Source organism: Acetobacter pasteurianus (assembly GCF_009914215.2).
In the GTDB taxonomy this organism is placed as follows: Bacteria; Pseudomonadota; Alphaproteobacteria; order Acetobacterales; family Acetobacteraceae; genus Acetobacter; species Acetobacter pasteurianus.
The window spans coordinates 1,167,681-1,180,524 of record NZ_CP039846.2 but is presented as its reverse complement, the minus strand read 5'-3'; the positions used below and the strand labels follow the sequence as shown (position 1 = coordinate 1,180,524).

At 51.8% G+C, this 12,844-nt stretch carries 11 protein-coding genes; 7 read left to right on the top strand and 4 right to left on the bottom strand.

Annotation, left to right across the window (positions count from 1 at the left end):
- Nucleotides 1–128: 128 nt before the first annotated feature.
- Nucleotides 129–605 (top strand): hypothetical protein, encoded by a 477-nt coding sequence (locus FCN51_RS18945; RefSeq protein ID WP_124296294.1) that lies wholly within the window; start codon nucleotides 129–131, stop codon nucleotides 603–605.
- A gap of 60 nt (nucleotides 606–665) precedes the next feature.
- The gene (gene hemA, locus FCN51_RS18940; protein ID WP_050923475.1) at nucleotides 666–1,973 is read left to right on the top strand and encodes a 5-aminolevulinate synthase; all 1,308 of its coding nucleotides are present in this window, start codon (nucleotides 666–668) and stop codon (nucleotides 1,971–1,973) included.
- Between the two features lie 47 nt (nucleotides 1,974–2,020).
- On the opposite strand, the gene FCN51_RS18935 is transcribed toward hemA, so the two are convergent.
- A complete protein-coding gene (locus FCN51_RS18935; protein WP_160256587.1) occupies nucleotides 2,021–2,899 on the bottom strand; it encodes a DsbA family protein in 879 nt (292 codons plus the stop codon).
- A gap of 47 nt (nucleotides 2,900–2,946) precedes the next feature.
- On the opposite strand from FCN51_RS18935, the gene FCN51_RS18930 reads away from it, so the two are divergent.
- The gene (locus FCN51_RS18930; protein WP_003624908.1) at nucleotides 2,947–4,404 is read left to right on the top strand and encodes a gamma-glutamyltransferase; all 1,458 of its coding nucleotides are present in this window, start codon (nucleotides 2,947–2,949) and stop codon (nucleotides 4,402–4,404) included.
- A gap of 261 nt (nucleotides 4,405–4,665) precedes the next feature.
- Nucleotides 4,666–5,691, top strand: coding sequence for a recombinase RecA (gene recA / locus FCN51_RS18925; RefSeq protein ID WP_220400579.1), 1,026 nt, complete (start codon nucleotides 4,666–4,668; stop codon nucleotides 5,689–5,691).
- Nucleotides 5,692–5,697: 6 nt separating this feature from the next.
- Here the strand turns inward: recA and FCN51_RS18920 are convergent, their stop codons facing one another.
- Entirely contained in the window at nucleotides 5,698–6,210 is a 513-nt protein-coding gene (locus FCN51_RS18920; protein WP_160256586.1) for a GNAT family N-acetyltransferase, read from the bottom strand.
- A gap of 69 nt (nucleotides 6,211–6,279) precedes the next feature.
- Here FCN51_RS18920 and FCN51_RS18915 point away from each other — a divergent pair, with 69 nt between their 5' ends.
- The 3 genes from FCN51_RS18915 (at nucleotide 6,280) to mdoH (ending at nucleotide 10,391) form a co-directional block, all read left to right on the top strand.
- Nucleotides 6,280–6,645, top strand: a complete 366-nt coding sequence (locus FCN51_RS18915) for a winged helix-turn-helix domain-containing protein (RefSeq protein ID WP_003624903.1) — start codon at nucleotides 6,280–6,282, stop codon at nucleotides 6,643–6,645.
- A gap of 66 nt (nucleotides 6,646–6,711) precedes the next feature.
- Nucleotides 6,712–8,256 (top strand): glucan biosynthesis protein, encoded by a 1,545-nt coding sequence (locus tag FCN51_RS18910; RefSeq protein ID WP_003624900.1) that lies wholly within the window; start codon nucleotides 6,712–6,714, stop codon nucleotides 8,254–8,256.
- A gap of 2 nt (nucleotides 8,257–8,258) precedes the next feature.
- Complete coding sequence (mdoH, locus tag FCN51_RS18905; protein WP_201762611.1) at nucleotides 8,259–10,391, top strand: glucans biosynthesis glucosyltransferase MdoH; 2,133 nt, start codon at nucleotides 8,259–8,261, stop codon at nucleotides 10,389–10,391.
- 48 nt (nucleotides 10,392–10,439) lie between these two features.
- On the opposite strand, the gene nagA is transcribed toward mdoH, so the two are convergent.
- Both nagA and gluP read right to left on the bottom strand, forming a co-directional pair.
- Nucleotides 10,440–11,543 (bottom strand): N-acetylglucosamine-6-phosphate deacetylase, encoded by a 1,104-nt coding sequence (nagA, locus tag FCN51_RS18900; protein WP_160256584.1) that lies wholly within the window; start codon nucleotides 11,541–11,543, stop codon nucleotides 10,440–10,442.
- 5 nt (nucleotides 11,544–11,548) lie between these two features.
- Nucleotides 11,549–12,820, bottom strand: coding sequence for a glucose/galactose MFS transporter (gene gluP, locus FCN51_RS18895; RefSeq protein ID WP_160256583.1), 1,272 nt, complete (start codon nucleotides 12,818–12,820; stop codon nucleotides 11,549–11,551).
- Between the last annotated feature and the right edge of the window lie 24 nt (nucleotides 12,821–12,844).

Here is a 12,844-nt window from a genome sequence, read left to right as displayed (position 1 = left end):
TGCTGAAAAGGGTAAGAAAAGGCCCAAAGGACTTGCACACGGTGCAGGAGAGCGCGAAAGAAACAGAAATGGCTTTGTAAAGCCATGTTGAATTGCCATTACACGTTCTGGTGGAGAACTGTCCTGTTATGCTGCCCGTTTCCCGAGTGATAGAAAAAGGGTCTTTTCTCCGTGTTGTTGTTGCGGGGTGCGTGCTGGTTGGCATGACAGGCTGCAAGCTGGTTGATCAAAAAACCTTCAACCCGAACGCAGGTGTGGCACCCAAGCCGTATATTCCGCCGCCGCCGCCGGGTCCGCCGCCTGTGCCGCCGTTGATTGAGCTGGCAGCAGGTACCCCTGCATCGCAGTGGGAAGGACCGGTTGATCAGATCACGCGTCTTGCCCTTAGCCGCAAACCTGATGTTCTGTTTGTTGTCAGATGTCTGGTGCCGCCACAGGCCAATGCAGATGCGGAACAATCTTCCCTGATGAACTTGGTGCAGGGTGATGGCCGCGCCGTGTTGCAGGAAATGATTAACGCCGGAGCATCGGAAGCGCAGGTGGAAATGTCCGCTATGCCGGATTCTTCCGTGACGAAACCGGTTGTGCGGGTGTATGTGCGGTAAAGCAGCACTATATACACAAACGTGTGAACACACAGGCCAGACGGCCGATGGGTACGCGCCATGCCCCGACCGTTTCTGACGAGAAGCGAGGAGAAAGTTAGCGTGGGAGCGATAAAAAACGCCCGCCATCCTTTTTATGATCACTGCCATCAGGCGCTGGATCAGATCAAACATCAGGGGCGTTACAGAACCTTTACGCCATTGGCTCGTCAGGCAGAGCGCTTTCCTTTGTATGAAGAGGCCGTGCGTGATCTGCCGCAAGGGCGTGAAGTTATTGTATGGTCAACCAATGACTATCTGGGCATGGGCGTTGTGCCGGAGGTGCAGGACGCTGCTATCGCCGCCATTCGGGAACACGGGGCTGGCGCAGGTGGTACGCGTAATATTGCAGGCACAAGCCCGCTGCATACGCAGTTGGAAGCAGAACTGGCCTCCTTGCACGGTAAGGAAGCTGGGCTACTGTTTATTTCTGGCTATGTTTCCAACCAGGCCAGCCTGCAAACTATTCTGACATCCATGCCAGGTTGGATCTGTTTTTCAGACCGGCTGAATCATGCATCCATGATTGCAGGCATCAAAGGTGCTCGCGGGTCTCAGACAGTCATTTACGAACATAATGACCTGAAAGATCTGGAAGAAAAATTGGCGGCAGCACCAAAAGATGCTCCCAAGCTGATCGCGTTTGAGAGCGTTTATTCCATGGACGGTGATATTTCCGATATCGCCGGAACCTGTGCGCTTGCCCGTAAATATAATGCGCTGACCTATCTGGATGAAGTACATGCCGTGGGCCTGTACGGTCAGGAAGGCGGCGGTGTTTCCCAGCGCGATGGTGTGGCCGATCAGGTTGATATTATCGAAGGCACACTGGCCAAGGGCTTTGGTGTGCATGGCGGTTACATTACAGCTTCTGCTGAGATTGTAGATTTTCTGCGCTCTACAGCTTCCGGGTTTATCTTCACTACTGCACTGCCGCCACCAGTTGTGGCAGGGGCGCTTGCCAGTGTGCGCAAGGTGCGTGCGGAAAACTGGCGCCGTGAATCCATTTTTGAGCGCGTGAATACGTTCCGCCACCGCCTGCGGGCTGCCGGTGTGCCGTTTACCATGACACCCAGCCATATTGTGCCTATTCCCATTGGCGATGCAGAGCGTTGCAAGCGCATCTGCCGCCGTTTGCTGACAGAGTATGGGCACTACGCAACACCCATCAATTATCCGACTGTGCCGCAGGGCACGGAGCGTCTGCGCCTTACGCCGGGGCCGTTCCACACGGATGAGATGATGGATGACTTGATTAATGCGCTGGGTGTTCTGCTGCGTGAAGAAGGCATTATGCCAGCACGTCAGGCAGCCTGCTCGGCCGCGTAAAAAGCATTTCTGGTGGGTGCGGGTTTTAACGCACCCACCAAACAGGATTAGTGGCTGCTTTTCAGCTTATCCACGGCAGCTTTAAGTTCAGATAAAGAAACCGCACCGGGGATAATGGCCTGATCCCCAATAATGAAGGTAGGCGTTCCTTCCAGATTGATGGAGCGGGCCAGAGCAACATTTTTTGCCAGCGCTGTGGTGACGGCTGAGCTTTTCATGTCCTTCACCAGCTTATCCACATCCAGCCCGGCCTGACGTGCTGCATTCCGGATTCGATCCATCCCAGGGGCAGAAGAATCCGCCATCAGGATTTTCTGGAACGGAATGTATTTGCCCTGCAAGCCAGCAGCCATAATGGCCTGTGCATCCAGCGTGCTGTTTGGCCCCAGAACAGGAATAACTTTTTCCACCAGTCTTAGGTCTGGTTCTGCGGCAACAAGTGCATCCAGATCATCCAGCACCTTACGGCAGTAAGGGCAGCGTGGGTCATAAAACTCCACTACATTCAGGGTACCCTGCGGGTTCCCCAACACCACATCAGTAGAGCTGCCACCAAAAAGCGCTTTGTTATGGCGAACCAGGTCGAGCGCAGAGGCACTTTTCTGCGCTGCGGCCTGATTTTGCAGGGAGGCAATCGCATCCGACAGAATGGAGGGGTCGGTTTTCAGGGCGTTGCGCATGATGTTGACGATTTCGGCGCGCTGGGCAGGTGTAAAGCTGCTATCTGCTGCACGTACTGGCGCGGAGTCCGCACAAAACAGAGCGGCAGCCAGTGCCCCAGCGCCCGCTGTAAGGCGGAAGAAAGATTTCAGATTCTGCATGGTGTCCTTGTCCATAAACTGGAATGGTATGGCACGTGCGGTCATTACGGCAAGGTTGGGCTGTTGCTGCCCGCCGTAAAGCAGGTTAATCCAGAGAGATACCATCCAGACGACTGCCCGCCGGACGGGCCCAGTAGTGGAGAAAGCAAGGCGTGGCCGCCCGTTCTATTATTCCCCGTTTTACGCGGTTTAAAACCGTGCTTTCTGGTTCTCGCAAGCGTGCGGGGGCTTTGGCTCTTGCTCTTACCTCTGTTCTGCCAGCCTGTAGTTCTGGCAGCCATATCGCACAGCCGGTGGAAACCGGGTTTGTGGGGGAAGTGGTGGCGGATGAACCGCAGGCCGTTTTGGTGGGGCGCGATGTTCTGGCCAAAGGGGGCAATGCGGCCGATGCTGCGGCAGCCCTTGGGCTCGCTCTTTCTGTTACGCTGCCTTCCCGCGCATCTTTGGGTGGCGGTGGTGCCTGTCTGGCATGGAAGCCGGGTGATAGTGCTGGGCAAGCTTTTGTGTTTCTGCCCAGAGCCGGGTTGAATGATGCCGGGGCAGATCGCCCTGCTTCTGTACCCATGCTGGCCCGTGGCCTGTATTTGATGCAGCTGCGTTATGGTAGTGTGGATTTTGCTGATCTGCTGTTGCCGGCCCGTAATCTGGCTTCCCGCGGGGTGCCGGTAGGCGGATTGTTGGCCTCTGACCTTGCGGCTGTTCAGGCACCCTTGCTGGCAGATGAAAAAACCCGTGCCATTTTTGGTAATGCCAACGGTAACGTGCTGGTGGCGGATGACGTGATGGTGCAAACACGTTTGGCAGGTGCGCTGGAGCGGATGCGCATTGCTGGTGTGGGCGATCTTTATGCTGGTGCCTTGGGCCAGACATTTGCAGATGCCGCGCGTGTTGCAGGTGCCGGGTTGACAACGCTGGATTTGCGTGCGGCTGTTCCCGTGGCGGCCCAACCGCTTACAGCGCGTGTTGATGGTGTTGATATCAGCTTTCTGCCACCGCCTGCAGATGGCGGGTTTGGTATGGCTGCCGCGTATCTTTCCAATGTGGGGCAGAATGGCGGTCGTGTAAGGGCTGAAACGGCAGTATCTGGTTGGCGTGCCCGGCAAGGCGCAAAAGGGGCTGCTACCAGTATTGCAGATGCACAGGCCCTCCTGAACTCCGGCCATATTCCTGCTGGTTCTGTTCTGCCGGCCTTGCCTGCTTCTACATCTTTTGTGGTGACAGATAGGCAAGGGGAATCTGTTGGCTGTGCATTCACCATGAACAATCTGTTTGGTACTGGGCGTATTGCTGGTTCCACAGGCATTATGCTGGGGGCTTCTCCGGTGCGGAAACCCCTGCCGCTTCTGCCTGTTGCCATTGCGCACCGCGGTAATAACCAGTTTCAGGCTGCGGCTACCGCATCTGGGCAGAATGTAGCGGCAGATACGGCGGCCGTTGCGTTGCAGGCTGCAATAGCGGGCAGTCGGCCACAGGTTACCAACGGTGTAGGCCGTGCCAATTTTGTGTCCTGCCCAGCCGGTTTGCCGGGCGATGGCAGCAAATGCTTTGGTTGGACTGACCCCAGAGGGTTCGGGCTAGCTCTTTCTTCCGATCATGGGAAAAAGAGCTGATAATTTTCAGAATCTTAAAAGATGGCAGCTTAATCTCACGCTGCCATCTTGAAAAGTTGCCAATTTGTTCTTAATAGAACAGGGAGAGATGGCAACAGCAGCAAAAAATTTTCATAAAGCGGTTACCCGGTACATTCGTTGCTGCCGCAGGGGCTTTATGGCAGGAATCAAACGCATAATCTTTCGTGCATGGTGCGTTATGCACATTCAAGGGCCTTACATACATCTGGCAGTCCGGCCCACAGGAAGGGAATGGTAAAAATGGATAAGGCAAAGGCTCTCGAAGGCGCGCTGGGGCAGATTGAACGTGCTTTTGGCAAGGGTTCTGTCATGCGCTTGGGGCAGCGGCCCAAAGTAGAGGCAGATGTTATTCCTACTGGTTCCCTTGGGCTGGATATTGCGCTCGGAATTGGTGGGTTGCCTCGTGGGCGTGTGGTGGAAATTTACGGGCCAGAAAGCTCTGGTAAAACCACGCTTGCGCTCCATGCTATTGCAGAAGCGCAAAAACGCGGCGGCACATGTGCTTTTATTGATGCCGAACATGCGCTGGACCCCAGTTATGCCAAAAAGCTGGGTGTGGACGTAGATAACCTGCTGATCAGCCAGCCAGATACGGGTGAACAGGCGCTGGAAATTGCAGATACACTTGTGCGATCCGGCGCGATTGATGTTCTGGTGGTGGATAGTGTTGCCGCATTGGTGCCACGTGCAGAACTGGAAGGGGATATGGGCGATAGCCATGTTGGCCTTCATGCACGTTTGATGAGCCAGGCGCTGCGTAAGCTTACGGGCACGGTGGCACGCTCCAATACCCTGATGATCTTTCTGAACCAGATCCGCCTGAAAATTGGTGTAATGTTTGGGAACCCGGAAACAACCACGGGTGGTAACGCCCTGAAGTTCTATTCTTCCGTGCGTATGGATATTCGCCGTATCGGGTCCATTAAGGACAAGGATGAGGTTACTGGTAACCAAACGCGCGTAAAGGTTGTTAAAAACAAAATGGCGCCACCTTTCCGTCAGGTAGAGTTTGATATCATGTACGGTGAAGGTATCAGCAAGGTGGGTGAGCTGATTGACCTTGGCGTAAAAGCTGGTGTTGTCGAAAAATCCGGGGCTTGGTTTTCATACGATAGTCAGCGCATTGGGCAGGGGCGTGAAAACGCCAAACAGTTCCTGCGTGATCATCCAGAAATGGCCGCAGATATCGAACGCCGTGTGCGTGAACACGCCGGTGTTGTTGCCGAGGCCATGATGGTGGCGCCAGAACACCAAGAAGGTGACTGAACTTCTTTAATTTATAGCGCGGTAAAGCAGGCGGGCTTGTGCATCGTAAGATGCCAGCGCCGCCTGTTCTGTTTTATTGGTGGGCGCATCCGTAAACCCTGCTTTTTGCCAAAAGCCAATGGCGTGGCAGGTGGACGTTAAGAGAAGAGTGTGCAGATTATGCCTGCGGGCTGTTTGTTCTGCCAATACTAAAGCCTGTTGTGCAAACCCTTGCCCTCTTACTGTGGGGGAAAGGGCAAGGTCATGAATATACCAACTGTCTGCCTGATCAGGCAGAGTATGCAGCAAAGTGTTTAATGGCGGGGAAACAAGGCCTTGCCATGGGTGGCTTATCAGATAGCCAAGCACTTCTTTATCTCGTACAAGAGAAAAGCAGCCACTGGGTGCAAGTTTCAGGCGTTCTTCAAAAACAGCCAGATCTTCCATGTAATCAGGATGAACACGGGCAGCTAATGTCATAACACCGGTAAGATCATCTGGTGTCATGGCACGCCAAGTGGTATCTGCGCTGGGAGTCATATAGAATTTCCGTTTTTTCCTTATACAGTTATTCAACTCAAAGGCTGATAACTGGAAAAGTGGGTAGGCATGACGGCACGAGTAAGACTGACATTGCGGCTAGATGCAGATGGTAAGCCTGCGTTGGGGCACGGCAAGATACATCTTCTGGAAAAGTTGGAAGAAACGGGCTCCATTTCAGCGGCAGGGCGTGCCATGGGCATGTCTTATCGTCGTACATGGCTGTTGGTAGATAATCTGAACCAGCTTTTTAAGGAACCTCTGGTTATCACGCGTCCCGGTGGGGGCGGTGGGGCTTTCCTTACGCCCACAGGTAAAGCGGTTGTCACCCTGTATCGTCAGATCGAAGATAAGGCTGCTCAGGCAGCCAGTTCCGATATGGCGGAACTGGAAAGTTTATTGTCTGTGTGCCCACAAAAAACCTCACCAGAATGAGATGGGTCTCTTCAGAGCAATGAAAAAACCATCCCATAAAATTTACCAAGAGAACGGGAGACAGACGTGTCAGCAAATGTGCAGCGACGTGATGTAATCAAGGCAGGGGCGGGTGCTACTCTGGCTTCGCTGGTAGGGGGTGCCATTGGGCGGGCGCACGCCGAAGGGCTGGTAAGTGCCACAGGCGCATTTGATGATAACACAGTTGCGCAGATTGCTCGCAGGCTGGCAAACGGGGCTTACAAGGCGCCAGACCAGACGTTACCAAAGGCACTTTCCAACCTGAATTTTGATCAGTTCCGGAGCATTGCCTATCGCCCGGACCGTGCTTTGTGGGCTGGTGATAATCTGGGTTTTGATGTGGAATTTTATCCGCGTGGTTTTTTATACAAGCCGCGGATCGAAATTTACGAAGTGCAAAACGGGCAGGCTGCGGCTGTCCCTTACTCTCCAGACTTGTTTACATATGCAGATTCTTCTTTGCGGGTAGATGATAATCTGGGTTTTGCTGGTTTGCGCCTGCGTGCTCCAATTAACACCCCCGGAGTGATGGAAGAGTTCTGTGTTTTTCTGGGGGCATCGTATTTCCGTGCAGTCGGTAAAGATCAGATTTACGGGCTTTCTGCGCGCGGTTTTGCCGATGGTACGGGGGACCCTAAAGGTGAGGAATTTGCGCTTTTCCGTGCTTTCTGGTTGGAAAAACCTCAGCCTGGCGTGCAGTCTGTTGTCATTCATGCGCTGCTAGATAGCCCATCTCTTACAGGGGCTTTTCGTTTTACTATCCGCCCAGGTGAGAGCACGGTGTTTGATGTGCAATCCACATTATTCCCACGCACCAAAATAGAACAATCTGGTATCGCGCCGCTGACGGGCATGTTCTATTTTGACGGGAACGATCGCAACCACATTGATGACTGGCGCCCCGCTGCGCATGATAGCGAAGCCCTGCAAATGTGGACAGGTGCAGACCAACAGCTTTATCGGCCATTGCGTAATCCGCTTGATCTCCAGTTTTCAACATTCTCCGATACCTCTCCGCGCGGTTTCGGGTTAATGCAGCGTCGGCGCTCTTTTCATGATTATGAAGATCTGGCCTTGCATTATGAAAAGCGTCCTTCCCTATGGATTGAGCCTATTGGAGATTGGGGTTCGGGTTGGGTAGATCTGGTGGAAATTCCCACGCCTAATGAAGTGAACGATAATATTGTTGCCTTCTGGCGGCCTAAGGAACCCCTGCAGGCAGGCAAGGAATACAGCTTTACCTATCGCATGTACTGGGGGTGGGATGCGCCTTTCCCCACTCCACTGGCGCGTATTGGAGCCACACGTGTTGGCGCTGTGGTGGATGATAAAACTGCCCGCTTCTTTGCTATAGATTTTGTGGGAGCACCTTTCGAGCATTTGCCGAAGGACACGCATTTTCACGTTTCTCCTCAAGCATCTGCCGGCACAATTCGTAATGTTGTTGTAGAGCCAAATCCGGAAATCAACGGGTGGCGCACAACATTTGAGTTTGTGCCGGGTGATGCCAAGGTGGCAGATCTAAGCTGCGCGTTGGAAACGGATGCAGGGCCAGTATCTGAACAGTGGTTGTACCGATGGACGCCGTAAACATGCCGGATTCTACACAAATGTTTCGTGCTCTCCCTTCAGAATCTCCGTTGGATATGCCGGTGCAGGATTTTCATGCTGCACCTAACATGGCAGGGCGTGGCCGCACGCCTATTACCTCTCCGCGGAATATTGTGCTGCGTCGGCTGGCTGTTATTGGGTCTGCCTTGCTGCTAACGGCCTATGGGGCATGGCGCACACATAAAGTGATGGATGAAGCAGGTGTTTCCACCTTGGGTGTGATCATGCTGCTGCTGTTTATTGCTTTGTTTATGTGGATTGCACTGGCATTCACATCTTCGGTTGCCGGGTTCTGTTCTTTAGTTGCGCATGGGGGGCTTGGACTGGGGATTAGCAAGTCTGGCCCTTTGCCCCAGCTTGCGCGGCGTAACGCTGTTTTGCTGCCCACGTATAATGAGCCTCCTCGCCGCGTTATGGCGGGGCTGAAAGCCATTTACGATAGTTTGCAGGAAACGGGAGAACTGGCTGCGTTCGATTTCTTTATTTTATCGGACACTACAAACCCGGATGTGTGGGTAGAGGAAGAAGCTGCATTTCTGGCGCTGCGTGAAGAAACTGGCGGATATGATCATATCTTTTACCGTCGCCGCCATAACAATGTGGAGCGTAAGGCAGGTAACCTAGGGGAATGGGTACGCCGCTTTGGCGGAGCGTATGACCACATGGTTACGCTGGATGCAGACTCCGTTATGTCTGGCGCTACGTTGGTGCGTATGGCCGCAGCAATGGAACGTAATCCCGGTGTAGGGCTGATACAGACACTTCCGGTTATTACTGGCGGCACAACACTGTTTGCACGTTTGCAGCAGTTTGCAGGCCGTGTGTATGGGCCAGTTATTGCATACGGTATTGCATGGTGGCATGGCTCAGAAGGAAATTACTGGGGCCATAATGCCATTATCCGCACACGCGCTTTTGCAGAGCAGGCGGGTATGCCGCATGTGCCGGGAAAGCCACCTTTTGGTGGGCATATTCTAAGCCACGACTTTGTAGAAGCTGCCCTGATGCGCCGTGGGGGCTGGGCCATTCATATGGTACCAGCGCTTGATGGTTCTTATGAGGAAAGCCCTCCATCTCTTACCGATGTTGCCATTCGTGATAGGCGTTGGTGCCAAGGCAACCTTCAGCACGTCAAGGTTCTGCCAACAAAGGGGCTGCATTGGGTTAGCCGGATGCACATGATTGTTGGCATCGGGGCTTATGTAACATCCCCCTTGTGGCTGGTATTTTTGCTAACAGGTATTCTCATTTCCTTGCAGGCTCATTTTGAGCGGCCTGAATATTTTGGTGAAACAAAGCTTCTTTATCCACACTGGCCACATGTTGATCCAGTGCAGGCGAAGTACGTGTTTATTGGCACCATGATTGTGTTGTTGGCACCAAAACTTCTCGCTTATATCGCCCTCTTGCTGGATAGAGAAAATTGCAAAGGGTGTGGTGGTGCCATACGTGCGGCAGGTTCCATATTGGTGGAAACGCTGATTGGTGGCTTGATTGCTCCAATAGCCATGCTGATTCAAACGCTCGGCGTATTTTCTATTCTCACAGGCCATGATTCCGGCTGGAATGCACAGCGGCGAGATGACGGCGGCGTACCGTTTATGGATATTGTGCGCCAATATGGGCGTTTTACCATTTTTGGTTTGTTGTTGGGTGCTGGGGCATGGGTTGTTTCTCCATCACTGTTTTTCTGGATGACACCTGTTTTGTTGGGTCTGGTTTTTTCCATTCCTCTGGTAGCGTTTACCAGCAGCCGTAATGTGGGCTTGGATTTTCGTAAAGCTGGCCTACTTCTGGTGCCAGAAGAAACCAACATGCCGGATGTTCTTAAAAAGGTAGAGCAAGACCGGGAAAGTGATGAGGCGCCAGATCTTCCGGAAGATGCTTTGCGCGCTTTGCGGGCAGATGTAGGGCTGGCGCAGGCACATATGGCTATGCTGCCACCAGAACGCAAAGCTGGCGATCCTATTAATGCAGATCAGTTGGTGGGTTTGGTGAAGCTTTCAGAATCTCACACGGTTTCTGAAGTTGAACACAAGCTTACAGTCAAAGAAAAAGCTGCGGTGCTTGGCACGCGCAAAGGCGTGGAAAGCGTTCTGCAGCTTTCAGAGTAAATCTGACGTATTATGACGGGAAGCAAACAAAAACTCTTCCCGTCATTTTTAATGAATACGCTGGCCGCCTACCCATACTTCCTGCACGTGCAGGTTAGAATCCATCACAACAAAATCAGCACGTTTTCCGGTTTCCAGTGTGCCGCGGTCATGCAGCCCCAGATAGTTTGCCGGATTGCGCGTTAAAAGCGCTACAGCTTCGTGCAGCGGTGTTCCGGTATTTATGGCATTACGCAGGGCGACATCCAGTGTCAGCACACTTCCTGCAAGGCTACCATTTGGTAAGCGTGCCGTACCATTTTCTACAATCACGTCCTGCCCACCAAGCTGACTTGGGCCATCCGGCAAGCCAGCAGCACGCATGGCATCGGTTACAAAAACAAGCCGCTCCGGCATAACGCGTTGCGCCAATTGGAATGTTGCTGGATGAATATGGTGTGTATCAAAAATCATCTCGGCATAGGCGTCACTGCACATCAAGGCTGTAACAGGGCCAGGGCGTCGGCTTTCAATAGGGGGCATGGCGTTAAAAAGATGCGTACCGCCAGCCACACCACCAGCTTTACAAATATGGCAAATAGCCTGATGGGCTTGTTCATAACTGGCAACGGTGTGGCCAAGGCTTACGCACACGCCAGCTTTGGCAAAACTTTCCATGGCGGTTTGTGCGTGGGGTAGCTCTGGTGCCAATGTCACTACACGCACGCAGTTTGTGGCAAGAACTTCTGAAACCTTATCTGGGGTTGGTGGGATATTAAAAGGGGGCTGGGCACCAAGTTTATGGGGGCTTACAAAAGGCCCTTCCAGATGTGCGCCGTGTATCATGGGGCCATCGGGAATTTGTTGCCCGGTAACTTCAGCAATAGCCTGCAATGTGTTGATAACATCCGGCCAAGGGCTGGTGATTGTTGTGGGTAGTAATGTTGTTGTGCCATGCCGGGCATGAAACCTGCTGAGTGTATGAATGGCTTCTACACCATCCATAGTATCTGCCCCATCGCCACCGTGGATATGTCCGTCAATAAATCCCGGAAGAATATAGCGGTTCATTTCATGTTTGGTGGGTGCAATGTTCTGGATTGTGGTTTCGAAATTTATCTTTCCACTTACAACTGTATTGGGAAGAACAAGGTTTCCGGAAAGTTCTGTCATGTTATTTAGCCGTTAGAAGTTTGTGGTGTAGTTTTTTTTGAAAAACACAAAATAAATAAAGAAATTACAAAATAGCATATGCAGGACAGTGTAGAAAATGCTGCCTGAAACCCTATAATGGATTTTAACCACACAAAGCATTGCGGCAAAATGCCGCCTCCACAATATGCCATAACCAGCAATGCAGATACAAAAGAAGTTTTATTTTGAGTAGAATTCAAAACAGTTGGAAAAAGAGATGGGAATATCATGGAGTTTGAAAATCCAAGAAGTGCAATGCATGCAACGGATAGGTAGCCATGCGTCATGTATGCCAAAAGGCTTAGGGCAGAACCTGTAAAACAGGAAAGCACAAGGGCGCGCTCTTGAGAAAAAATGCGGGGTACACATATCAACCCCGTCAGATATCCACAAAGCATACAAACAAGGGTAGCTGATGTAAAAAGGCTGGAGATATTTAATGGAATGTGGAACCCAGATGCATAAGTGCCAATTGCGTCTCCTGCCAGAACTTCTACGCCAACGTAAAGAAACATGGCCATAACGCCAAACCACAGGGTTGGGTTGAATTTCATTGGGGCGTTAATTTCTTTGTTGTCTGAAAATGGTGTTTTTATATCAGGCAAACTTGAAAATTTTATATACAAAGTGGTTAAAGCTAAAAGTACAGCCATTCCTATATATGGCCAGTAAATTGTGGAAATGAATTGTTTTTGCAAAAGAGAATTTCTTTGCACCAAAGGCAAGTCGCCAACATGCGGCATGGCAAATGCCGCCAAAGCAACAGGCGCTAAAATTCCTCCAACTTTGTTGCAAATGCCCATAATTGCAATGCGCTGTGCAGCGCGGTCAACGGGGCCTAAAAAACTTATGTAAGGGTTTACGGCAACCTGTAGAAGCGCCAACCCACTTCCCAGAATTAAAAATCCGCATAATGTGCCGGGGTAGGAGGGCACTTTCATAAACTGGCCTGTAACAATCATGCCTGCTGTCATAATGCTTAGGGCATATATCAGGCTTTGCCGTAGGCCTTGTTTTGTTACAATTCTGCCCGCCGGAATGGCGAATAAAAAGTAGGAAATATAAAAAACAAAAGGAACTAAAAATGCACTGATATCATCGAGAGAAAATGCAATTTTCACAAAGGATATCAGGGGGCCGTTCAACCAGGTTACAAAGCCGATTATAAAAAATAATATTGCAACCAGAATAAGTGGTGGCCAGCCATAAGGCCCCGCCGGGCAGGAAACTGCACGCCAGAAGGTGCGATTGTGCATGCCGGGCCAAGCCTTTCTGGATTT